The organism is Photobacterium piscicola, from assembly GCF_046058925.1.
Taxonomy (GTDB): Bacteria; Pseudomonadota; Gammaproteobacteria; order Enterobacterales; family Vibrionaceae; genus Photobacterium; species Photobacterium piscicola.
Map to the genome: position 1 here is coordinate 1419450 of NZ_CP175534.1, position 24379 is coordinate 1443828.

Below are 24379 nucleotides of genomic sequence, written 5' to 3' on the forward strand. Positions count from 1 at the left end.
CTGGCATGAATCAACCAAAAGCATTGCGCCGAATCATCGATACCTATTTTCAAGATCCAACCATGACTATGGCTGTTGTCGCGGGCACAGAGGTGTTACGCCAAGATGGGTATAACGATCGCTTATATTGGGTAAAACAAGGTGAGCTATCGGGGTATTTAAAAAGTGAAGAAAATGATTTAAGTGCCCAAGTGTTTGTCGTGAAGGAAGGGATGTTTTTTGGTGTTCACAGTTTCTTTGCACAAACACGTGTCGCTTCAACGACAGTTGTTGCAGAAAAAGACAGTGAAATTGCTTGGATTGATTTATCAACTCAAGCGATTGAACCTGAACATTATGGCCCATTAGCGGAACAATTTATGCCAGTGATGGTGCATGAATTGGCAATGCGGCAAATGCTAACGGGAATTGCAGCACTAGAAAAAGAAAAAGCGTTGCAGAAACTGTATGCCACTGAACAAATGACGACTTTAGGTCAATTAGCCGCTGGTATTGCCCATGAACTCAATAATGCTATTGGTGTTATTAGCAGTAAAACGGAAAATATCCAAACCGCGATTAGTCAGTTTGTTGGTGATAACCAGCCACAAATGATGCCATTTTTACAACATGGTATCGATCATGGTCAAAGTATAAGCTCGGCAGAAGTTCGTGAGCGTACCAAGGTTTTACAGCAGCAATATCATTTGAGCCGAGAACAAGCACGTATCCTTGCTCGAGCATTACCGAGTGGGGATGTACCTGCTAATTGGCTTGTAGATATTAATGCCGCACTTGAATGTTGGGATACGGGACGTGATTTACGTGATATTCGATTGGCGGCTCGCCATGCCGCAAGTATTGTACGTTCGGTAAAACAACTTGGTGGCGGTGATCATGCCCGCATACCTAATGTTGATATCAATGATACGCTTCATAAATCATTAGCGTTATTACAAAGTAATTTGCGAGCGGTGGAGGTTGTGCTTAGACCTGCAATTTTACCACCAGTAACCGCAAGCGTTACTGAGTTGGTGCAGATCTGGGTTAATTTGATTAAGAATGCATGCGATGCAATGGAGCACACTGACAATCCACAAATTGAAATCGCGACTCGAAGTGTAAAGAATAAGTTGTTAGTTACAATTACTAATAATGGACCAATAATCGATGAAGCCACACGACGTAAAATATTTAATCCCAATTTTAGTACCAAAAAGGGTGGATTATCATTTGGATTAGGATTGGGATTGGCCATTGTTCAACGTATTGTGAATAGCTATGGCGGCACAATAGTTGTTAAAAGTGATCACCAACATACGACATTTAGAATTAAGCTACCGATAACGTAAGGGACGGTTATTATGGAAAAAATCACTATTATTTGCGTTGATGATCAACGTGAAGTGTTAAGTGCAGTATTAAAAGATTTAGCTGAATTTGAGCCATCTTTTTTATTGGAAGAGTGTGAATCAGCCGATGAAGCATTAGCGTTGATGGATGAACTGGATGCTGACGGTCAGTTTATTGGGGTAATTATTTCTGACCATGTTATGCCCGGTAAAAGTGGCGTTGAATTGTTAACCGCAGTGGCTAACGATAACCGCTTTATTCATACTAAAAAGGTGTTATTAACCGGTCAAGCAACCCATCAAGATACTATTGCCGCGATCAATAAAGCCCGTATTGAAAGCTATTTTGAAAAGCCATGGGACACTGAGGTATTGGTTAACTGTGTACGAACATTAGTGACAGAATATATTTTTGATATGGGGTTAGATTATACGCTTTGGGGTGATGTGCTTGATAATACAATAGTTTTACGTCGTTTACGTTAATTTATCTCTAAGGGTGCAACAGTATTTTTACTTATTTATGATAATTATTATCACTTAACTGTGATGAGTTGCTTGACCTTGGTCTTAACTCAAAGGTTTATAATCAAAAATAGTAAAATCGAATAGCACCCAAGGAGAACGATGATGTGTGCTCAATGTAATAATAAAAAAGATCATATTCATACTGCAAAATCAACCGTTGCAAATAAAGCAACGGTTACTATGGTTGCAGCAACAACGGATTGCTGTTCCAGTGTCAGTGCTGATTGTTGCTCGACCAATAAAGATTCTGAAGGGTATGGTGATAATGACACTGAAGGTCCTGCGGCAGGTGGTTGTTGTTCAGCGACAACACATGATGCGATCCATCCGGTAGCCAAGAAAAACAGCTTTACCATTACAGGTACGCATATTTCTGATTGTGATAAGCCTGCCCAAAATAATACACACCATGATCATGGTGTAGATGCCACGCGTACGCACCACCATGATACTCATGATCATAGCGAACATGTTCATACGAAACAGTGTTGTTCAACACCAGCGATGAGTAAAGAACAAGAATTAGCGTTAGAAGCCTCTCTAACCAATAGCGCTCATGGCAAGACCTTTAGCTGGAAAGTACTAGGCATGGATTGCCCTAGTTGCGCAGCTAAGCTTGAAAAGTCCATTATGTCATTAACTTCAGTCGACACGGCTAAAGTGATGTTTGCGACTGAAAAGTTGATTGTAAATATTCATGATAATCAACAAGCAGATATTGAAAGCTTAAAATCTGAGATCGAAAATAAATCACAACAGACAGGTTTTACCTTAGTTTCTACTGCTACAAAAACCGCAGATTTACCTACTCAATCTTTTTTACATCAACATCTCTCTGTGATCGTTATTGCAATGATGATGGTGATTGCCTTTATTTTAAATAAAACGGTTTCGGCAGAAGCAGGGTTGTTAGCGTTTACGTTGACGACCATTGTTGGTTTATTCCCTATTTTGAAAAAAGCGATTATTTTAACTAAATCAGGAACACCGTTTTCAATTGAAACATTAATGTCGGTTGCCGCTATTGGCGCTTTGTACCTTGGTGAAACTGCAGAAGCGGCAATGGTTATCTTTTTGTTCCTTATTGGCGAACAACTTGAAGGTTATGCGGCTTCTCGTGCGCGTAGTGGCGTCAAAGCATTAATGGATTTAGTACCAGAAGAAGCCACTGTTATTTTGGCTGATGGTACTAAAACCAAACGATCAGCAGCGGAGTTAAAACCCGGTGATGTGATTGAAGTGGTACCGGGTGAACGTTTACCCGCAGATGGTCAAGTGTTGGATGTTATCGCCAGTTTTGATGAAAGTGCGTTAACAGGGGAGTCCGTGCCTGTTGAACGTACACCGGGCGAAAAAGTCATGGCGGGTAGCATGGCATCCGATAAAGTGGTGCGATTAACCATTATTTCAGCGCAAGGCGATAATGCCATCGATCGTATTTTGCATATGATTGAAGATGCTGAATCACGTAAAGCACCATTAGAACGTTTCTTGGATAAATTCAGCCGTTGGTATACGCCAAGTATGATTTTATTGGCTGCACTGGTGGTTATTATTCCACCACTGGTATTTGGTCAATCGTGGGATGAGTGGATTTATAAAGGCTTAGCATTATTATTGATTGCTTGTCCGTGTGCATTAGTTATCTCTACTCCCGCAGCGATTACATCAGGTTTGGCTGCGGCGGCACGTCGTGGTGCATTAATTAAAGGGGGAGCGGCGTTAGAACAACTGGGTCATATTGAAGTGGTTGCGTTTGATAAAACAGGTACGCTGACTGAAGGTAAACCTGTTGTAACAGATATGATTTGTTGGGATAACGACGACGAGAAATTATTACGTCAAGCTGCAGCGATTGAAGCGGGTTCATTGCACCCATTAGCGAAAGCCGTGGTTAATCGCGCGCAACAACAGCAGGTCACTGTGGTTGAAGCAACGGAGCGAGAAACCTTGGTTGGTCGTGGTATTCAAGGCATCACCGAAGGCGATAATTTCTTATTATGTGCCGCTGATCGTTTGCCCGTGGCTATTGTTTTAACACCGGCTCAACAGCAACAAGCAACAGCGTTAGAAAATGAAGGCAAAACGTTGGTGGTTGCGGTGCGTAATACACAAGCTGTTGGTCTTGTTGCATGGCGAGATAATTTACGTGACGATGCATTAGTTGCGATTGAAAAACTTAAACAGCTTGGTATTAAATCCGTAATGCTAACGGGTGATAATACTCGGGCTGCCGCTGCAATTGCGAAAGAGATCAATATTGATTTTCGTGCCAGCTTATTACCTGCTGATAAAGTCACTGAAATTCGTAAATTGAATGACGAACATAGTGTTGCCATGATTGGTGATGGTATTAATGATGCGCCGGCAATGAAAACTGCAACTATCGGTATTGCGATGGGCGGCGGTACTGATGTTGCACTGGAAACTGCTGATGCAGCGATTACGCATAATCGTTTGGCTGAATTGCCTGTAATGATTGAGCTGTCACGTGCAACGTTAAATAATATTCGTCAGAACATTGGCCTTGCTCTTGGGCTTAAAGGTATTTTCCTTGTCACAACGATATTGGGTGTAACAGGACTGTGGGTCGCGGTATTAGCGGATAGTGGTGCAACAGCATTAGTGACTTTAAATGCGTTACGCTTATTACGTTTTAAACCTAAGCAATAATTGGGTGAATAAATAATATTATTCGCTGAATAACGAAGAGCAGAATGGTTTCAACACCATTCTGCTTTTTTATTTATAGTTATGATTGAATACCAATAAAAGCGGTAAACGTTATGCTGAAGTTACGATTTTTTTTGTGATGGGCTCGATAGGAAAACGTTTTGTTGTGATATCGGTTCAATTATTTTGTAACTAAAAATTATATTGCTTTTGTTTAATGTGATTTAACTCACTAAAAACAGTCTCAGCTTCCGTTATCTTTACATTAGATTTTGACAGACGTTGTTGTTATGTTGCGTATTACGTTTGCTGTCAAAAAACACAATAATTAACGATAATTATCCATCTCTGTTCCTACAATCAGAGCGATTAAATTTAAAGGGTATCATTATGTCTGACAATAAAGTGTTCCACCTAGGTGTTAATAAAGCGGATCTTAACGGTGCTGAGTTAGCAATTATTCCTGGTGATCCTGCTCGTGTAGAAAAAATTGCCAACCTAATGGAAAACCCTGAATTCCTAGCAAGTGCACGTGAATACACAGTATACCGCGCGCAGTTAGATGGTAAGTCAGTTGTTATTTGTTCTACTGGTATTGGTGGACCATCAACATCTATCGCTGTTGAAGAGTTAGCACAATTGGGTGTTAATACTTTCCTTCGTGTAGGTACAACAGGTGCTATTCAACCAAACATTAACCCGGGTGATATGATTGTAACTACGGGTTCTGTACGTCTTGACGGTGCAAGCCTTCACTTTGCACCAATGGAATTCCCTGCGGTTGCTGATTTCACTGTTGCAACAGCAATGAAGCAAGCATGTGATGATGCTGGTGCGACAGTGCATACTGGCGTTACCGCTTCTAGTGATACTTTCTACCCAGGTCAAGAGCGTTACGACACATTCTCAGGTCGTGTAGTACGTCGTTTCCAAGGCTCTATGAAAGAGTGGCAGGAAATGGGTGTGCTGAACTTTGAAATGGAATCTGCAACACTATTAACTATGTGTGCAAGTTCTGGTTTACGTGCAGGTTGTGTTGCGGGCGTTATTATTAACCGCACTCAAAAAGAAATTCCTGATCACGCAACATTAAAAGCAACTGAAGCGCGCTCAATTAAGATTGTTGTTGAAGCTGCACGTCAGATGCTAACTAAATAATACGTTTTCAATAACGCGATTTATTTAATATGTATGTTAGAAAGCCGATAGATTACTATCGGCTTTTTTGCATTAAAAGCGCACAGGTATAATGAAAACAACACGATAATGCTATGACTTAGTGGGGGGAGTTTAACCATTAGGTTGTTTTTGTTGTAGAATAGTATTTCGTTGAGCTTAGTGAAGTTATAAACATGATTGATTATAAAATTATATTTCCAAATGGACATCAAGCGACCATAGCATTACCTATCTCTCCTGTATTACAGATGAAGATTGCTTACTTAGATGATGTGTTTGTTGTAAGAGATATTATTGCAACTGTAGGGGAAAATATGACCACGGTAACACTTGTCTTAGATGAGGGTCAGCACCATACACAGAAGCCACAAGCTGCAGGAATTGTTTTTAATCGACTTGGATAATTCACGCCAAACAGCATTAAGCGATTCTCAAAATTTGATGAAATAAAAAGGCCTTTAAGAAGGCCTTTTTTGATCGTTACTCTTTTTTACTAATGCAAGATGGCTCGCGATTTAGGCTGGGTTATGAGCTTGACCACCCGCACCTTTAAGCCAATCATGTAGATGAGTGTATAACTCTCCTAGTTGATCTGGACCAATGATCGCTAATCCTAAATCTTGAGCTCGAACGAGGTCATGGTGACGTAAAGGACGGAAGCTCACTAGCATTGCACGTGCTTGTAGGCCACCTAGCAAGTCACGTAAAGATTCTAGTTTGTACAAGGTATCATCGCCATCATCGCGCATACCTTTGGTCTTACATTCAATGATGTGCAGTTTATTATTGACGATAGTTGCTACATCAAGTTCATTACGTACTTCACGTTCACCAATTTTACGGTAAACCTGCACACCTAAAGAGTGATCTTGAATAGTGGGTAACTCATTTTGAATCGCACGCACTGTACTGTGAACAAGGCTTTCTAACCACTCGCCATTAGCAAATCGACGTGCCTCTTCATGTTTAAATGTCAAAATACCATCGTGATATGTTGCAAGGCCTGTTTCTTCGAGATCGGTTAGAAGTGTACCTAGTTCTTTATAACCTTGCTGTTTTTCACTTAACTCAACAGTTAGCACTTGTTCTTTACGACATGTAGTTGCTAGGTAGTTAAGCGTTGCTAAGCCTGGGCCTAATTCTAATGCAGAACTCGTCCAACGTTGGCCCAGTTCCCATAACTGATCGTTAAGAGATTCTGGCATTGGATTATCAGATAACTCACAACGCGCACCAAAAATAGTTAAATAATCAGAAATTTGAATACGATCTTGTACTTGTTGTTGTTCGCGATCATTGGGGAATAACCAGCACATTTCATCACTGAATGGTTCAATGACATAGATTGGCCAATGAAAAGAGCGGAAAACTTCATAAGCGGATAATAAACGGTGACGTAAACCACAGCTTGCATTAAACCAAACATCACGGCTGTCTTGTTTTAATTGGTCGGCAAGTTGGTTCAAACGTTGTCTAATTTGAGTGACATTGATAATGTCGGGAATAATGAAAAATTCAACAATAATATTACGTGAAGTTAAAATAGAAGCGAGTCGATCATATTGTTCTTGTTGTTTTTCAGTACCAATAAATATCATTTTATCGGCAGGTACGGCTTCGTCTAATAATGGAGTGATCAGGCGGACTGGATCCTGATCAATAATGCCAACGTGAGTAATCATAATAATCCTTAATGCGCCCGACATACTGGGCGTAATGTTGTGATGCGCATTAAATAAAAGAAATGCAAAAGTAAGCGTGCGCACACATCTATAAGGTAAGTATATGAGGTTTTTTAGTGTGAAATTCAAGTCAAAATTTAAAGGCTAAGAATTCACATATAAGGCGAAAATATTACTTATTCAGTTATTTTGTCTAATAGTCTATTTTTAATCGTTTTTTTTACTTAAATATCGATAATTTCTAAAACGCCATCATTATTAATGGCGTTTTTTTTGTTGAAAACATAGTTACCAATATTAAATTACATGCTTGGTGGGGTTGGTAATTGCGAGGCTAATAGCCAAATAGCCAGTATGAAGAAGATTAAACCCATAAATTTATGTTGGTTATTTCGGAATTTTTCATTTTTAAGCAATGACTGGCCGAATACGCCAATGGTCGTCACGAGAAATAAATTAAATAATAACCCTAAGACATTAAGTAATAATCCAAGTACTAACATTTGTTCCCCCGATGATGTTGCAACATGGGTTGAAACAAATTGCGGTAAAAACAAAACAAAGAAAATGAGTGCTTTAGGATTAAGTAGATTAGTAAAAACAGCTCGACGATAAAGTGTCGATGCCATTTTATTTGAATGCTCTAATTCTTGAGGGGCGTCATCTGGATGAGTGCGCATGCAATCCCAACCCATTTTCAATAAATACGCGCCGCCAACTAAACGTAAAACATGTAAAGCGATTGGATTCATTGCTATAAGCGCAGAGACACCAAGAGCCGCTAAAATAGTTAATAAAATACCAGAGGTTGCATTACCTAAACTTGCATAAATACCGACTTTGCGACCGTAAGTTAAGCTTGAGCTGGCAATAAGTAGCATGTCAGGTCCTGGAATGAGTAGTAGAGCAATCACAGCGGTGAGGTAAAGAGGTAATACATTTAAATCAATCATGGTAAAAACAACGTTATAGTGTAGAAGTCTATATTTTACACAATAAATAGTTCCAATCCATGAGTTACAAGCAATAGAGGGTGTTTTTTACTGCTTTGACTTGATTATGTATGTTAATCGTCTGTTTTACGTTATTGAGTTGTTAATGGCGATGGTTTTTTTGGAAATGAAGCTAGGTATAGGACTGATCACTAACAATAAAAAATACCGTTGATGTGATCAGTGAATGATTGGCTTTGTTGGTCTATTTTTGACTAACGTTGATTATGCTTTCTTGCTGTGGAAATGAAAACGCTCATGAAAGTAAGCTTTTAGATGCTCTTCCATATTGTGAACTTTATTATCAATCGCATCACACAGTACAGCATCATTATTCATTGCATTTACGCGGTTGATAACCATTTCTTCGATGGCGGATTTTTGTGCTTCTGTTAGTTGCGTTTGTTGAGTTGTCATGGTGTGTTTCCTTGAAATATAACGATATGATTAATTTTTATTATATCGTTAATATTTTACGACTGAAATGATTGTAATTAGAGATTACTTTTATGGGGTAAGCATAATGCATTAGGGTTATAAGACTTACCCTAATGCATATTTTGAGGATGTATCTGGTGTGCTTTTTACTTTAGTACGGTACGTAGTCGATTAATTTTTTCTTCTAAAATAGATGTTGGACAACCAAGATTTAGACGAATAAATCCACTACCATCTCGGCCAAAGCCATATCCCATTGTTGGAATAACACCTGCTTGATGTAGTGTATTTTCTAGGGTTTGATCATCTAATCCCATTGCTCGACAATCTAGCCATGCTAAGTAAGTCGATTCTTGAACTCGATAGGTTACTTGCTTAAGCTCATTACGGACAAAGGCTTCAAGAATTTTGTTATTCTCTTCTAAATACTTAACTGTTTCATCTACCCATGCGTGACCATTACGGTATGCTGCTTGATTGGCAATAATGCTAAATGCGCTATACACATCGATACCATAGGCAAGTAATTTAGTTTTTAATGCTTGGGCTTCTTTCTCATTTGGGATCATGGTATTTGTTAAGCGCATTGACGGTAAGCCAAATGTCTTTGTGCCAGCGATACATACTGCTAATTTATCAAAATATTTAGAGTCTACGCGCAAACAGCTGTAAAACTTACTGCCAGTGAAGACGATATCTGCCCAAATCTCATCAGAGATAAGATACACACCATATTGATGACAAAGTTGGCAGACCTTATTGACTTCTTGTTCTGTCCAGACTCTGCCTCCTGGGTTATGTGGATTACAGAAAATCATAATCTTGACGCCACTTTGAAATTGCGTTTCAAGATCAGTAAAGTCAATGGTGTAGTAACCGTCATTATTAATTAAACTGGATTCAGCAACAGTGCGGCCTGTATTTTCAATAGTACGATAAAAAGCATGATACACAGGGCTTAAAACCAAGACTTTATCACCCACGTGACACCATTGTTCTACTAGCATTGCTATAGCGGGTAGGCTACCTGGTGTTGTATGGAACCATTCTTTTTGTAATGTCACTTGATGACGTTCAGCCCACCAATCAATGACAGAATTAAAGTATTCATCACCGCGCTCAGAATAACCAAAAATGCCATGATCTAAGCGCGCTTGTAGCGCATCAGTAATAAATGTAGGGGCTTTAAAATCCCAGTCTGAGACCCAACTTGGTAAAGCTTCTCCTTTCGGAACACCAAGCCATTTTTCCATATAATCCCATTTTAAGCTGTCTGTACCATAGCGATTAATAATTGTATCAAGTTCGTGTGCCATAATTTCCTCTCGTAGGCAGGAAAGCCCCAAATTGACGGACTTTCCAAAAATAGTTTATTTAGATTGTTACTTTATTTTGAGTGGTTGTTTTTGTTTGTTTTACATCTTTTACTGCTTTAGCAATACCAATGCCGGTTACTGCCCATAGCATGGCAAAGAAAATGGCAGAATAGTTTTGAATTGCCCAAGGCATATAGTCAAGTGTTGATACTCCTAATGTAGCAGCCATAAATACACCAGCATTAGTCCAAGGAACGAGAGGCTCAATAATGGTGCCAGCATCTTCGATTGTACGAGATAAGTTTTTAGGATCTAACTGCATTTTCTTATAAGTATCACGGAATAACTCAGATGGAATAAGCAGTGCTAATTTACCATCAGAGGTGGTACATACCACGGTAATCGTCGTGATAATTGTTGCACCTATAAGGCTTGCTGTTCCTTTAATGCCTTTGCTAAGTAAATCTACCAGAACATTAAGTGCGCCAGTGAGTGCTAATGCTCCTGCAAATGAGAAAGCACAGAAAACCAATAATACGACACCCATCATGGATGTCATGCCGCCACGATTGACTAATGTTAGAACATCACTAACAACAGTAATGTTGCCTAAACCTGCATCAGCAAACATGCTCGCATTGAAGCCATTAAGCATTGCATTTAACGCCGTCACTAAGCTAAAGCCTTGGAATACTACTGAGTTAAAAATGCCAATAATGATGGCTAAGAGCATTAAAGGAATCGTTGGTAGTTTACGGATAGCACCCCATAAAATTAGAGCTGGTGGGAGTAATAAGAAAACGTTAAGTGAAAATAATTGTTCAATATTTGCCAACATAGCAATAACTTTTTCTGGTGTAGCGGCTGTTACTTCATGGTTACCAACAAAGAAAAACACGACACAGGATAGGATAAATGCTGGAACAGTCGTCCATAGCATATGTTGAATATGTGAGTAGAGATCTGTTCCTGCAACCACGGGGGCAAAGTTAGTTGAGTCCGATAATGGTGAAATCTTATCACCAAAATAGGCTCCAGAAACAACAGCACCTGCAACCGCTGCAAGGTTTGCGTCCATACCCGTTGCTATACCCATTAGAGCAACACCAATGGTACCCGCCGCGCCCCATGAGGTACCAGTACAAAGTGAGATCATGCAGGTTACTAAAAATGAAGTCAGTACTAAGTATTCAGGGCTAATAATTTTCAGGCCATAGTAAACCAACATTGGGATAGTACCACCGACCATCCAACTGCCGATTAAACCGCCAACTAATACCAGAATAAATATAGCCGGTAGAGTTTTTGCTAAACGTTCGATAATGGCATTTTGAATATCATTCCAGCTATAGCCAATTTTCCATGCTACAACTGCGGCAATGATTGCTGATGTTAATAAAAGACTTTCAATTGGAAGGCCATACACTCCATATCCAATGACTAATAATCCGATCATTGCGATTAATGGCAGCAGGGCTAATCCTACTGGTGGTGTCGTTATAGATTTATTTTTCATGTAATTTACATCCACACGTCATTTAAAGGGCAAGGGTTATTAATTATTTTTATCTGTTTTGATTCACATTCTTAGGATAAATACTAAATATCTATCATTCTGTGATGGAATTCACTGATGTAACATATTAGTATCATATGTAAATTACATGGTTAAAAAATGGGATCTCTACCTCATATGGCAACAATTAAAGATGTAGCAAAAGCGGCAAATGTCTCAACTGCAACCGTTTCTCGTGTTATTAATAAATCGGATAGTGTGCTGCCAGAAACAGTGGCTAAAGTTGAAATGGTAATGGCTGAGATTGGCTATCAAATAAAAGATAATCAACGGCTTACGATAAACCAAGGGCAAGATACGATTGGGTTGATTGTTAGCCGCTTTCACTCCTCTTTTTATGGTTTATTAACGCAAGGCGTTGAAAAGGTGGCTAAAAAGCATGGCCGTAAACTGATTGTTGCGAGTGGTAATTATGATATGGAGTGTGAAGAGGAAGCGCTTAAATTTATTTTAAGTAAAGGCTGCCGTAATATTGTTTTACATAGTAAAGCGATGACTGATGACATGTTGATCCATTATGCAAAACAGCATTCAGGAATCATCATGATTAATCGCCATGTTAGTGAAATAGAATCTCAGTGTGTGTGGTTAGATAACAGCGCTGGAACCTATTTAGCAACTAAACATTTGATTGAACAAGGGCATCGTAAAATTGCTTATCTTTCGTGCGAGATGGAGGTAGATGATAAATTTGATCGTTTTAATGGTTATCAACAAGCATTAATAGAAGCGGGCATTGAGCTTAACCCTGATTGGATAGAAGAAGTTCCTTTTGGTGAACCAGGGGGGGCTGAAGCGGCAATTAACTTACTCAATAAAGGGTTGCCAGTGACAGCTTTAGTGGCATTTAATGATTTTTATGCGGCCGCTGCGATGCAAGTATTTAAAGAGCACGGTATTGAAATCCCACAACGGTTATCTATTGTCGGTTTTGATGACGTTTTACCACAATGTTATTTTAGTCCTAAGCTCACAACAATTCGTAATCCAATTGAGAGTATGGCTATTAATGCGGCAAGGTTATCTTTAGAAGGTGAAAATTTACCAGTATCAAACGCCTTTCATCCATTGCTAATTAAGCGTGATTCGGTACAAGCGCCATGTGAGTAATGGTATTCAACGAGTAATATAAGCTGTGATTTATCTTCCAAAATTGGACTTAATCGCCCTCATGAGTAGAATAGCCGCTCACAATATTGGTACGTTTTTTTAAGGCACGGTTATAAATGGGTAATAACGCGATGAGAAGTAATTTTGAGTTGTTAGCTCCAGGTGGCGATATAGAGTCGATTAAAGCGGCTATCGTTGCGGGTGCGGATGCTATTTATTGCGGCTTAGATAATTTTAATGCCCGTAATCGTGCAACCAATATTACTTTTGAAGATTTAAATGGCATTGTCCGTGTTGCCCATCAACGCGATTGTAAGATTTTTCTTACGCTTAATATCATGATCCTTGAAAGTGAAATTCCAGCGGTTATTCGATTATTAAATAAATTAGTTAACACTAAAATTGATGGTGTGATCCTGCAAGATTTAGGGCTGTTTCATCTTATTAAACAGCATTTTCCAACCCTTGATGTGCATGCATCAACTCAAGTTAATAGTCACAATGAAGGCCAAATTTTATTTATGGGGCAGCTTAATGCGAGCCGTGTGAATTTATCGCGTGAACTTAATATCAAAGAGATAAAACATTTAGCACAGTTTGGACATCAACATAATGTGTTAATGGAAGTGTTTGTCCATGGCTCATACTGCATTGGTTTTTCCGGTTTGTGTTATATCAGTTCGGCTAAAAATGGTAACTCAGGTAACCGTGGTCGTTGTAGTCAGCCTTGTCGAGAACAATACCAAACTACCGCCGTTGGTAAAGATTATCCGCTCAATATGAAAGACAATTCTGCGTTTTCAAATTTAGAAGCCTTAGCGGATGCTGGGGTGTATTCATTAAAAGTAGAAGGACGCATCAAAAAATCACATTACGTTTATACCGTGGTAGATAATTGGAGTCGTCAATTAGATAACTATTGTAATCAAAAGCCATTATTAGCGGATACACGTGAGTTATATACTGTCTTTAATCGCGATTTCTCTAACTCATATTTAATGGGTGATATTAATAAAGCGATGTTTATCGACAATCCACGTGATAACTCTGTCGATCACTTTGCACAAATTGCTGATGCTAAATCTGAGACAGAAATTCAAACGGTTAAACGAAAGTTATATGATGATAAAACCACTATTATCCAAACCGTTGAAGAACGAATTGCAGATTTAGACATTAGTTTATTAGCATTAGAGCTGACGATTATCGGTCAGGTTGGACAGCCGCTAATTATTCAAGTAACGACACCGTTACAACAGTTTGAAGTCACATCAACCTCGTTATTACGTCGATCAGATAATACAGTGCTTGATAGCGATTGTTTTGATAAACGCTTCCGTAGTTTAAATAATGGTGAGTATTTATTAGCACCAATAGATTTGAGTCAACTCGTGACAGACGTAGTGGTGCCGTTTAAAGAATTAACTATCATGCGAGATCAAATTGCCCGTGTGTTAAACGGTGATCAACCATTAGTTGAGCCGGTTGAGTTACCTAAAGCTGTCCGTAAGCCTCTCGCTGCGATGATGCCACGGTTATCAGTATTAATTGCTAATCCTGCAGATATTGAAGCTGTGAGCCAGCCAGATACCGCAGTGTATTATCAATTGCCAGAAGCGATGGCAATGGAAGGGCTAAAATTAGTGAGTTTGTTCCAAGAAAACCCACAGCTAATTCCTTGGTTCCCTGCAATTTTAATTGGCGATAATTATCAAGCAGCTGTGACGTTCCTTGAGCAAGTTAAACCATCACGTGTTGTGACTAACAATAGTGGTGTGGGGTATGCATCGCACCAATTAGGTTTAGCGTGGATAGCGGGTCCGCAAATGAACATCAGTAATAGTTTGAGCCTTGAGTGTTTACAGCAAGAATTTGGTTGTGTAGGGGCGTTTATTTCTAATGAGATCAAACGTTCACAAATTAAGCCCATTGTTGCACCTACTGGGTTTGAATTGTATTACAGTATTTATCATCCAATGATGCTATTAATGAGCCGTCAGTGTTTATTCCATCAAACCGTTGGCTGTAAGAAAAAGCGGTTTGATGATAAATGCTTACGTAAATGTGATAAGTCAGCGTCGATCATTAATCTGACTGAAGCGTCATTTGTGGTTGATAAACAGCGCGGTGATCATAATGCGTTATATAACCCAAATAATTTCTTAAACCTTGATATTGTTGATGAGATTAAGAATAAGTTCTCAGGGTTTATGGTTGATTTGCGCGACATTAAAACTGACACCCAAGTGACAGTAACTAAAGCGGAATTAACGGCGTTATTTAATCAGTATGTTACGGGTAATAATGAACTTACGCGTAGTGAAATTGAAGCGGTTATTATTGGTAATACCTGTAATCAATACACCAAAGGCTTGTAACAGCGAGCAGTAAATAAAAGCAACGCATTGCTATAACAAAGCCCCGCAGGAGATTAACCAGCGGGGCTTTTTGTTATTTAAATAATAGCGGACTATTAATTATTTTTTAGCATTTTCTTGTAGGAAATCAAGTACAAGTTTACGGTCTGTCGCATTTAGACCTGCACGTGGGAACATACTGTTAGTAATACCTTTCCACTGCTTGTAAGTGAAGTCACTTGGGTGTGGTGCTGCGTGACAAAGGGTGCAGCTACCGTAGAATAATTTCTCACCAGGAGATTGCTCTGGACCTTGCTCTGCTGCAACGGCTTTTAAGCGTTTACCTAATTGTAGCGACCAGATATCAACTTGATAATCAGTTTTAACAATTTTTGGTGGTGTGTAAGCCTGGTTTGGTGTTTCTACGTCAGTACATTTCTTAAAGTAAGCCAAACAAGTGTTCGCACTGGTTGCTTGGGCTAAACCACTGGTTGGTTGGCTACTTGTTAACATGTTGATTGAGCCTGAGTTACAACGGCCTTTGCTATCAAGTTGTAGCCATGCGCCTTCGTGGATGTAAATAACACCCGGCATTGCTTCATCAGTGATACGAGCACCAGCTAGTAGTACGCCACGATCATTGTAAACTTCAACTACATCGCCATCTTTTACGCCACGTTCTTCAGCGTCTTTCTTATTGATTAGTACGATTTGACGACCATCAACAGATTCGTAGCTGTTTACATCCGCATTCGCCATTTGTGAGTGCAAACGCATCCATGGGTGTGGGCTTAATACGTGTACTTGGCCTTTTTTCGCATTACCTAGCCATTCAAATGGTGGAATCCATTGTGGCATTGGTGGACAACTATTGGCTTTAAATCCAGCAATAGTTGAGCTATATAATTCGATTTTACCACTTGGTGTATGCAGTGGGTTCTTAATCGGATCAGCGTAGAAATCACCATGACGTACAAAGCTATTTGCTGCCGCAGGTGTTGATACGTGAGCGATACCATTTTGCCAGAATGTTTTGAAATCATCCGTTGCATCAGATGCTTCATAAGAGGCTTTAACATGTTGGTACATAGTTTTACCTTCGGTAAATTCTTTATGTACGTTAAACATGAAAGCAAGGCGTGAGAAGATTTCGTAGTCATCAAGACTTTCACCAACAGGCTCAATAACCTGACGCATTGCGTAGATTTTATTGTTGCTGTAAGTACCGCCAGATGAAATATCATCACGCTCAAGTGTGGTGGTTGTTGGCAGAACGATATCGGAATATTTCGCTGTTGCACACCACCACGGTTCGTGACAGATGATGGTATCGATATTATCGTTAAGCGCTTTGATTAATTCGTTAGTGTCTTGTTGGTGAGACAGTAAGTTATTACCTGCGTTATAGATAAGTTTTGCTTTTGGTAGCGTAAGGTTTGAACCATCACGAGTATAAGCTTTACCTGGGTTTTTCAGCATATCTGAAACCATAACCACAGGGCATGTCTTAGTGATAGGGTTACGACCTTGTGATAAACCGATAGGCATGCGCTTACCAGATGCAGGCATACCGCCATTACCATAGTGCCAACTAAAGCCTGCACCTTCACCTGGCTTACCAATTTTACCTGCGATTGCAGCAAAGTTGATGATAGCCCAGTGAATCATCTCACCGTGGTCAGCACGTTGTAGTGCCCAACCCGCTGCAATTTGGGTACGTTTAGTCACACACAGTTCAGCAAGTTCTTTAATTTTAGCTGCAGGTAAACCTGTGATTTCTTCAGCCCACTCAGGTGTTTTAACAACACCATCTTCGTCACCGATTAAGTAAGCTAGGTATTTATCAAAGCCAACTGTGTATTTATCGATGTAAGCTTTATCGTGTTGACCTGTTTTGTATAAATGATAAGACATTGCAGTAAATAGGGCAGTATCCGTATTAGGACGGATATTGATCATTTCACTACCAACTGCTTTATCTGTTTGGGTTTGTTGAGGGTTTATAGAGACAAACTTAATCCCTTTTTCCTTAAACGCTTCCCAGTGTTTTTGCATAGAGTGATCAGCAACACGGAATTCTACACGGTTGGTTTTCCATGGATCACAACCGATGAAAAGAACAACTTCAGTGTTTTTTTCAACAATTTCCCATGCAGTTTGTGGTGAATATACTTCCATATCACCGATAACATGCGGAAGAATAACTTCAGAAGCACCAGCAGAGTAGTCACCAGCACAAATACTTTGGCCACCAATAAGGTTAAAGAAGCGACCTTGTAATGTTTGAGGGCGGTTAACACCACAGTGTGACCAACCACCGTATGATGAACTGAATACAGCTTCGTTACCGTGTTTTTCAACAGTACGCGCGATGCAGAATGCGGTTAATGCGATTGCTGTGTCCCAATCAACGCGAACAAAAGGTTCTTTACCACGAAGATGTGGGTTGTGATCGCCCAATGGATCTTCTAACAATGACTTACGTACCATTGGATATTTGATACGTGTCTCACTATAAGTACGACTTAATACACCTTTGGTTAACATTTCTGTTGGGAAAGGGTCGACATCATTAATCGGTTGAACACCAATTAATGTACCGCCTTTAACGACTGCTTTAAACGGACCATAGTGAGTAGCTGATGGAATGGTAATTGTATCTGAAGCAAATACTTTTCCAGCAGGAAAAAGGGTGAGTCCGTTAGCAGCGATGGCCGTTGCTACTGAACCTTTTAAAAAGTTACGACGTGATAGGGTCATGTTTATATTCCGAAGACAAACCGAATAAGTAAGCATTTAAATGACATAATAAGCATTTTAATATTAATCGGTATAGTGATCTATTATTTGACTTATTTCTTGATAGGCTACACGGAAATATAAAATATATTAGGCTGCTAAATGGAAAATAAGTTACCACAAAAAGACACTATAATAAGTAATGTTTAATGCTCTATATAAATAAAAAACACTTAGCACTGCAACTAAAAAGTGATTGATAACTATTCTCGATAGGAATGATCACAAAGCTTGCTTACCGTATGAATGTCGGTATTATGAATCGTTAACTTATTGATTTTCATTGGTTTGCTTGGTTATGATTTTATAAAGTAGACATTATGGTATTTAAAGAAAAACATTATTTACAGATTAAATATAATTAGAGATCTAATGAAATAATGATTTTTACAAATTGTAACACAATTATATGTTCAGTTGTGTTTAGAATATTTATTTATATGAATCAATGACGTTGCCCTGTTAATATTCAAATGTTAGTTTGTGCGCAACTCTTTTTTTAACGTTGTTTTGACGTTTAATTCATTTTGGACCATCCATGAAGAAACTATGGCGTTTTTTAGTAAAGCCAAGTAGTCGTTATTCAGTATTAGCGATTGCAGTTGTCTGTGTGATCATAACATTGGCAGGCGTATTTACCTTTCACGAATCGATAAAGTTTAGTTCGACTACTGAGTTTTGTACTTCATGTCACACAATGAAAGAAAACTACAACGAATATAAAACTAGCATCCACTACAAAAACGCATACGGTGTACGTGCTGAATGTCGTGATTGTCATATTCCAGAAAATGATCCGATTGCTTTCATGAAAGCAAAACTAGGCGGTGTTGGCGATATCTACAGCGAATTTATTAGTAAAGATATTGATACTCCAGCTAAGTTTGAAGCAAACCGTTTACGTATGGCTCAAAACGTGTGGCGTATGATGGCTGAAACAAATTCAGCAACATGTAAGAGCTGTCACTCATACACTGCAATGGATCACGCGAAGCAATCTCCAGCAGCAGCAGCGGCAATGACGACAGCAGCTGCAAAAAATATGAACTGTATTGAATGTCATAAAGGTATTGCGCACCAGTTGCCACATATCAATAACGACTTCCAAGCAACGTTCAAGCAATTAACAGTTAATGCTGGTGAAGCACCTGCGGCTAAGACTCTTTATACATTAGCATCTAAAAAATTGTATACCACTGACTCAGCATCAGGTGATGCACAAGGTCAACTATACCCAGCATCAAAAGTTGAAGTGTTAGGTACTAGTGGCGACATGATCAAAGTACAAATTACAGGTTGGCAGCAACAAGGCTCAACAACAGGTATGTTAGTACAAGACATGGCGAAACAAATTCAAACTGTTTCTCTAAATGCAGATCTACAAAAGTCAGCAACTATTCTTAATACAGTAAAAGCTAAAGATGGTCAGACATGGCAGCAAGAGCAAGTATCAGCATGGATCACCCAGCGTAATATGTTAGCAAGCATGAAGCCTATTTGGGCTTACGGTAAAGAAATTCTAGATGCAAGCTGTAGTCAGTGTCACGCAATTCCAGATCCAAAACACTTAACTGTAAACGGTTGGGTTCAGGGTCTTAAGGCGATGCAACAATACTATATGCTTAATAAAGATGAAGAACGTACGCTACTTAAGTATCTTCAAAACAATGCGAAAGATGCACCAGTAGCTGCAACTCAAGCAGCTCAATAAGGTTGAGATAATTAAAAACTCTATTTTTGAGTAATAAAAAGCCTGCGTTTAGTGCAGGCTTTTTTGTGCGTGATTGTTTTTATTATATTTTTACTTTGCTATAACAATCGCATGTGTTTAAGGTGAAAGGTTATCACCCAGCGCATGGAGTTCAGGTAGCATGCAATGAATTAAATGAAGTTGTTGTAATACCATTCGCCCTGAAGTGCAGTCTTCATCTCGCCATTGTCCCAAACGCTGCTCGAGACTGAGGTTTAATGATGGTGATATTTCAATAAGAGAACCATTAAGCTGCGACGAAATACAGTCTAAGTGATTATGTATAATACGATGAGCTTCTGATACTAACTGATGGGTTTGATTATCTTCAAGTTGAGTTCGATGTGCGCCCAGTGCAGAAATATAGCTCAACATAGCATGGTTTAATGTCAAAAAACGGAAGCTCTTATCCGTATCTATTTGGTATTTATCAGGTTCTGCTAACATATTATTGATAGCCGTACTTAGCTGCGCATCTTTATTATGGGCTTCACGACGCGCAATACGATAATTCATATTATCGCGTTTACCGATACGGTATTGAGCAATGATTTGCGCTAAATAATCTTTATTTGCTAACGTGGCTTCAGCCATTACTTTATGCAATCGCTTAGATTCCCAATCAGGTAAGATGAAACTAACGGCTAATACTGCTAACAGACAGCCAAGTAATGTATCGCCTAAACGCGGTAAAATAACCGCAAATCCTTCACCTAATTGGTTAAAGCAAAACAGCACTAATAGTGTGATAAAAGCTGTTGCCCAGTCATATTTAACGGCTCGAAAGGCAAAGAACAGTACGCCCATTATAACCATTAATACCAATTGACCTTCTTGGCCGGGAAATAAATACAGCAGTGGTATACCTGCCAGCAAGCCCCCCAATGTCCCAATAACACGCTGCACGAGCTTTTGACGGGTTGCACTGTAGTTTGGCTGGCATACAAAGAGGGTTGTTAATAAGATCCAGTATCCACGTTGTAGATCCAGTGCTTGAATAAAGCCATAGCCCACAATTAATGCAATCCCTAAGCGGATGGCATGACGAAATAACATTGAATCAGTATTAAGTTGACTGCTAATACGCTTCCACATTTCTTTGATGCTGTGCGCTTCAGTATCCACTAACTCAATATCAATTTGTTGTTCAATGTGTTCTGCATCTGGATTATTAATATTTTGTAGTTGACGTTCTACTGTTGCTAAATTATTAAATAAATAATCCAATTGATTCAGCAGCAAACGCCATTGCGGGTTGTTTTGTTGTTTGAGGTAATTCAGTGATTGTTGCAGTTCATCTAAAGCATTGATGGAATCAGAACCATGATGATAGGCTTTGCCTTGTTTTAATGCATCAGCAATACAGTGACAAGCTTGGGCTTGTACATGTAATAAACGTTGGAAGCGAAATAAGACATCACTGCGCTGAAAGGCTTGCGCCAGTTCTCGATAACGATAATGTGATGAACTAGCGCGTTCATGGATATCTTGCGCCATAAAATAAATTTTAAGGAATTTATCACTTTGACCACGGCCAGCACGATGTAGCAATGTCATTTTAACCGCGTTTAATGCGTTAACGACTTTAGCGTTTTGTTTAGCTGCTTGAATTCGAAATGGATGTGAAGTGAGATCAACTACAGGCTCAAATAACTTACTTTTATTATCAAGGTAGTAACCAAATTCAGTGAATACATTGGCCAACCCTTGTTGAACTGGTTGATTAGGCCATAAAACATGCCATAGCAATGACAAGATCCCATACCAACAAGCACCCGCTAAAAGTAACATCGGTTGATACCAAAGATCGGCACTGCTATTTGCACCAAGCATGGTATAAACCGCTAATAATAATGAGGCAAAAGCGATGTTGGCATAACGTGGACCCATTGCCCCCAACATAATAAAGCCAAAGGTTGAACTAAATAAGCCAATTGCAAATAAAATGGGGTAATCAAATAGAATTTCTATAGAAAGAGAAGCAATCAAAAAACAAATTAAAGTAATGGTGAGACCTTTAATTCGGCCCGTTAAATTATCATCAGATTCAGCCAGTGCTGCTGCAATAATACCAAGTACGAGTGGGGTTACGGCATGATTAGCGCCAAGATACCAACAGGGTAATACAACACCAACTAAAGCAATCAATACTCGAATTGAATAATTGATTCGGTCATTCACCCAGTACTTGCGGAATTTTACATTTAACTCTTTAGTTTGCATGGATATTAACAATCTTCTGATAATAAGGAATAGAGAAAACGATAGAATCAACTAACGTTATAAAAACGTGACTAAAGATAACAGATATCTTGTTATTGCCGATCAAAAATATAAACTTTTAGTTCGTGGAATAATATTTAGTCAAATAGACGTTTCAATACTATGGCTACACGAGAGTTATTGATACTCTAAGTAACATTATCCCGATAAGCGGGTGACAAGTAATGATTCAATTGAGGTTGATGACATAGTTATCAGCTGGTAATGAGTTTTACAGCCTAATTAAAGCATGGAACAATTGGTGGAATCACAATGCAATTAAGTGCCAGTCGATTAGCACAATGGCTAGTTCAAGGTGATTATTACAGTATCGCTTTAGACGGTAATAGCTTGGTATTAGATAGTCAGACTTCTTCTGATGTTATCTCCTTTGATGATTGGGATGGTTCGATTGAAATCCATCGCGGTGTATTATGGGGTGCGCTTGAGCTTACGTCTTCAAACCAACAATACTGTTGGACAGTTCACGGTTTACCTTGGCACGAATGTAAGTCTTTCGCGGCATTTTTAGTTCGTAGTTATCAAGATTGGGCACAAAGCCGTGTTGATAAACTAGATTTGATGTTACCAGAAATGTTGCAACGTATCGCTTTGTTTTCTAATAAATCCGGGTACTTACGTCATTCTGAACATCATGAATTACATCAGTTTCTTAATGATGGTTTAACTGATTCAGACTTAACACCAGAATTTGCAGCGACATTTAGACCGCGTAGCTTTGAAAAAATATCACCTTGGCTTGGTGAGCATCAAGCCTGGGTTGAAGAGCATAATCAGCAATGGTTAACACAACAAACCCAAAAATGGGGTTCGTGGTTTGATAGTTTTGAAAAATCACCGTTAAACGAATCACAACGTTTAGCTAGCTTAATTAACCAAGATTATAATTTGGTTCTTGCCGGGGCGGGTACGGGTAAAACTAGTGTCTTAATCGCACGTGCAGGTTACTTAATTGCGAGTCAAGCGGCGGTACCTGAAGATATTCTTATGCTATCGTTTGGACGTAAAGCAGCCGATGAGATGTCTGATAGACTGAAAGCTAAAGTCAGTGATCGCGTCAAAGTAGCGACGTTCCATAGCTTGGGTTCGCAGATTATTCGTGATGTTGAACTTGATAAACCCAATGTGGCTTCGATTACCTTAGACACGCGTGCCCGTAGTGCATGGCTTGCTCGTATGTTAATTGAGCAATGGAATAATTCAACATCAGCAAATAAGTGGCAGCGTCATCTTACACAGTGGCGAGTTCCTGGTTTTAGTAAAGAAAACTCAATGGAACAACAAGCTGAAAATGAACAATTACAAGCTTGGGTATGGCGTCATATTGAGTTGTTAGGTCAATCAGGGATGAATAAAGAATCGCTGCTTGAGGCCATTCAAAATAATAATAATCCCGCAATGCGACCACGTATGAAAAGTGAGTTAACATTGTTATGGCCTTGTTATCAGGCCTATTTGCAGCACTTAAAAGTGAAGAAGCAAATTGACTTCAACAGTATGATTGAAGTGGCCACTGAGTATGTTAAAACGGGTAAATTTATCTCACCATGGCGTTATGTTATGGTCGATGAATACCAAGATATTTCGCCACAACGATTAGCATTGATTGAAGCCTTATGTCATCAAAAAATTGCCGGACATGCAACACCGACATTATTTGCTGTTGGCGATGATTGGCAAGCCATTTACCATTTTGCTGGTGCTGATGTTAATTTAACGACTGATTTTGAAAGCCGCTTTAGTAATAGTCATATTACTGAGCTTTCAACCACATACCGCTTTAATAGTATGATTGGTGAAGTGGCGAATGTATTTATACAACAAAATCCATTCCAAGTTAAAAAGCAATTAACCAGTTTTACTAAGCAGAGTAAAAAAGCAGTTACCTTATTGGCGACAGATTTGTTACCACAAGAGTTAATTCGGTTGAGCAAACATTACGAGAAAAAGGCGACAAAAGTACTTATTCTTGGGCGTAATAATAAGCAAAAACCTGAAAAATTTGAAACGTGGAAAAATCAGTGGCCGCAGCTTAACTTGGAATACATGACGTGTCATTCAAGTAAGGGCCGTGAGGCTGACTATGTGTTTATCGTTGATGTGAATAAAGGTATTTTCCCATCACCCGATCGTGAAACAGGGTTAGCCGCTATCATGCAATCGCGTACTGAAACATATAATGACGCAGAAGAACGCCGTTTATTCTATGTTGCATTAACGCGTGCTAAAAAGCATGTGTGGGTATGTGCTGATCCTGATAAAACTTCACCGTTTATTAATGAATTAATTGAAGATAAATACCCCGTCAATAATAAAATCAAACGGACTAAGTAAATATTATTAGTTATTGAAGCCCTGTTATTAT

General features: G+C 39.1%; 16 protein-coding genes. 9 read left to right on the plus strand and 7 right to left on the minus strand.

What is annotated here, in order from left to right; translation table 11 throughout:
• The first annotated feature begins 5 nt into the window (after positions 1-5).
• From ACJZU6_RS06935 to ACJZU6_RS06955, 5 genes are all read left to right on the plus strand, one after another.
• On the plus strand, positions 6-1331 hold the full coding sequence (locus tag ACJZU6_RS06935; RefSeq protein ID WP_107275749.1) for an ATP-binding protein: 1326 nt from the start codon (positions 6-8) through the stop codon (positions 1329-1331).
• Between the two features lie 12 nt (positions 1332-1343).
• Positions 1344-1817 carry a response regulator gene (locus ACJZU6_RS06940; protein ID WP_080157838.1) on the plus strand — a complete coding sequence of 158 codons (474 nt, stop codon included), beginning with the start codon at positions 1344-1346 and terminating at the stop codon, positions 1815-1817.
• Positions 1818-1961: 144 nt separating this feature from the next.
• On the plus strand, positions 1962-4532 hold the full coding sequence (locus tag ACJZU6_RS06945) for a zinc/cadmium/mercury/lead-transporting ATPase (RefSeq protein ID WP_408900928.1): 2571 nt from the start codon (positions 1962-1964) through the stop codon (positions 4530-4532).
• A 390-nt stretch (positions 4533-4922) separates the two neighbouring features.
• Entirely contained in the window at positions 4923-5690 is a 768-nt protein-coding gene (gene udp / locus ACJZU6_RS06950) for a uridine phosphorylase (RefSeq protein WP_408900860.1), read from the plus strand.
• A 194-nt stretch (positions 5691-5884) separates the two neighbouring features.
• Positions 5885-6115, plus strand: coding sequence for a hypothetical protein (locus ACJZU6_RS06955; protein WP_080157835.1), 231 nt, complete (start codon positions 5885-5887; stop codon positions 6113-6115).
• A gap of 111 nt (positions 6116-6226) precedes the next feature.
• Here the strand turns inward: ACJZU6_RS06955 and ACJZU6_RS06960 are convergent, their stop codons facing one another.
• The 5 genes from ACJZU6_RS06960 to nhaC all read right to left on the minus strand — a co-directional run bounded on the left by ACJZU6_RS06960 (position 6227) and on the right by nhaC (position 11655).
• Positions 6227-7393 carry a Card1-like endonuclease domain-containing protein gene (locus tag ACJZU6_RS06960; protein ID WP_408900861.1) on the minus strand — a complete coding sequence of 389 codons (1167 nt, stop codon included), beginning with the start codon at positions 7391-7393 and terminating at the stop codon, positions 6227-6229.
• 302 nt (positions 7394-7695) lie between these two features.
• Positions 7696-8346 carry a LysE family translocator gene (locus ACJZU6_RS06965; RefSeq protein ID WP_107275746.1) on the minus strand — a complete coding sequence of 217 codons (651 nt, stop codon included), beginning with the start codon at positions 8344-8346 and terminating at the stop codon, positions 7696-7698.
• Between the two features lie 264 nt (positions 8347-8610).
• Entirely contained in the window at positions 8611-8802 is a 192-nt protein-coding gene (locus ACJZU6_RS06970; RefSeq protein WP_080157832.1) for a hypothetical protein, read from the minus strand.
• A gap of 167 nt (positions 8803-8969) precedes the next feature.
• Positions 8970-10139, minus strand: a complete 1170-nt coding sequence (locus ACJZU6_RS06975; protein WP_107275745.1) for a MalY/PatB family protein — start codon at positions 10137-10139, stop codon at positions 8970-8972.
• Positions 10140-10197: 58 nt separating this feature from the next.
• Positions 10198-11655, minus strand: a complete 1458-nt coding sequence (gene nhaC / locus ACJZU6_RS06980; RefSeq protein ID WP_080157830.1) for a Na+/H+ antiporter NhaC — start codon at positions 11653-11655, stop codon at positions 10198-10200.
• A 177-nt stretch (positions 11656-11832) separates the two neighbouring features.
• Between nhaC and ACJZU6_RS06985 the strand changes: the two genes are divergently transcribed.
• Positions 11833-12825, plus strand: coding sequence for a LacI family DNA-binding transcriptional regulator (locus ACJZU6_RS06985; protein WP_408900862.1), 993 nt, complete (start codon positions 11833-11835; stop codon positions 12823-12825).
• Between the two features lie 116 nt (positions 12826-12941).
• A complete protein-coding gene (locus ACJZU6_RS06990; RefSeq protein ID WP_408900863.1) occupies positions 12942-15203 on the plus strand; it encodes a peptidase U32 family protein in 2262 nt (753 codons plus the stop codon).
• Positions 15204-15302: 99 nt separating this feature from the next.
• Here the strand turns inward: ACJZU6_RS06990 and ACJZU6_RS06995 are convergent, their stop codons facing one another.
• Positions 15303-17942, minus strand: coding sequence for a molybdopterin-dependent oxidoreductase (locus ACJZU6_RS06995; RefSeq protein WP_408900864.1), 2640 nt, complete (start codon positions 17940-17942; stop codon positions 15303-15305).
• Between the two features lie 577 nt (positions 17943-18519).
• On the opposite strand from ACJZU6_RS06995, the gene torC reads away from it, so the two are divergent.
• Entirely contained in the window at positions 18520-19692 is a 1173-nt protein-coding gene (torC, locus tag ACJZU6_RS07000) for a pentaheme c-type cytochrome TorC (RefSeq protein WP_408900865.1), read from the plus strand.
• Between the two features lie 117 nt (positions 19693-19809).
• Here torC and yccS read toward each other — a convergent pair whose 3' ends face one another.
• On the minus strand, positions 19810-21954 hold the full coding sequence (gene yccS, locus ACJZU6_RS07005; protein ID WP_327766294.1) for a YccS family putative transporter: 2145 nt from the start codon (positions 21952-21954) through the stop codon (positions 19810-19812).
• Between the two features lie 312 nt (positions 21955-22266).
• Between yccS and helD the strand changes: the two genes are divergently transcribed.
• Entirely contained in the window at positions 22267-24348 is a 2082-nt protein-coding gene (helD, locus tag ACJZU6_RS07010) for a DNA helicase IV (protein ID WP_408900866.1), read from the plus strand.
• Positions 24349-24379: the final 31 nt, after the last annotated feature.

What these genes read in the sequence shown, in the direction of transcription:
- ACJZU6_RS06935 (WP_107275749.1), top strand. Translation starts at nt 6, where the DNA reads ATGAATCAACCAAAAGCATTGCGCCGAATCATCGATACCTATTTTCAA.
- ACJZU6_RS06940 (WP_080157838.1), top strand. Translation starts at nt 1,344, where the DNA reads ATGGAAAAAATCACTATTATTTGCGTTGATGATCAACGTGAAGTGTTA.
- ACJZU6_RS06965 (WP_107275746.1), bottom strand. Translation starts at nt 8,346, where the DNA reads ATGATTGATTTAAATGTATTACCTCTTTACCTCACCGCTGTGATTGCT.
- ACJZU6_RS06975 (WP_107275745.1), bottom strand. Translation starts at nt 10,139, where the DNA reads ATGGCACACGAACTTGATACAATTATTAATCGCTATGGTACAGACAGC.
- ACJZU6_RS06990 (WP_408900863.1), top strand. Translation starts at nt 12,942, where the DNA reads ATGGGTAATAACGCGATGAGAAGTAATTTTGAGTTGTTAGCTCCAGGT.
- ACJZU6_RS06955 (WP_080157835.1), top strand. Translation starts at nt 5,885, where the DNA reads ATGATTGATTATAAAATTATATTTCCAAATGGACATCAAGCGACCATA.
- helD (WP_408900866.1), top strand. Translation starts at nt 22,267, where the DNA reads ATGCAATTAAGTGCCAGTCGATTAGCACAATGGCTAGTTCAAGGTGAT.
- nhaC (WP_080157830.1), bottom strand. Translation starts at nt 11,655, where the DNA reads ATGAAAAATAAATCTATAACGACACCACCAGTAGGATTAGCCCTGCTG.
- ACJZU6_RS06970 (WP_080157832.1), bottom strand. Translation starts at nt 8,802, where the DNA reads ATGACAACTCAACAAACGCAACTAACAGAAGCACAAAAATCCGCCATC.
- yccS (WP_327766294.1), bottom strand. Translation starts at nt 21,954, where the DNA reads ATGCAAACTAAAGAGTTAAATGTAAAATTCCGCAAGTACTGGGTGAAT.
- udp (WP_408900860.1), top strand. Translation starts at nt 4,923, where the DNA reads ATGTCTGACAATAAAGTGTTCCACCTAGGTGTTAATAAAGCGGATCTT.
- torC (WP_408900865.1), top strand. Translation starts at nt 18,520, where the DNA reads ATGAAGAAACTATGGCGTTTTTTAGTAAAGCCAAGTAGTCGTTATTCA.
- ACJZU6_RS06945 (WP_408900928.1), top strand. Translation starts at nt 1,962, where the DNA reads ATGTGTGCTCAATGTAATAATAAAAAAGATCATATTCATACTGCAAAA.
- ACJZU6_RS06985 (WP_408900862.1), top strand. Translation starts at nt 11,833, where the DNA reads ATGGCAACAATTAAAGATGTAGCAAAAGCGGCAAATGTCTCAACTGCA.
- ACJZU6_RS06960 (WP_408900861.1), bottom strand. Translation starts at nt 7,393, where the DNA reads ATGATTACTCACGTTGGCATTATTGATCAGGATCCAGTCCGCCTGATC.
- ACJZU6_RS06995 (WP_408900864.1), bottom strand. Translation starts at nt 17,942, where the DNA reads ATGACCCTATCACGTCGTAACTTTTTAAAAGGTTCAGTAGCAACGGCC.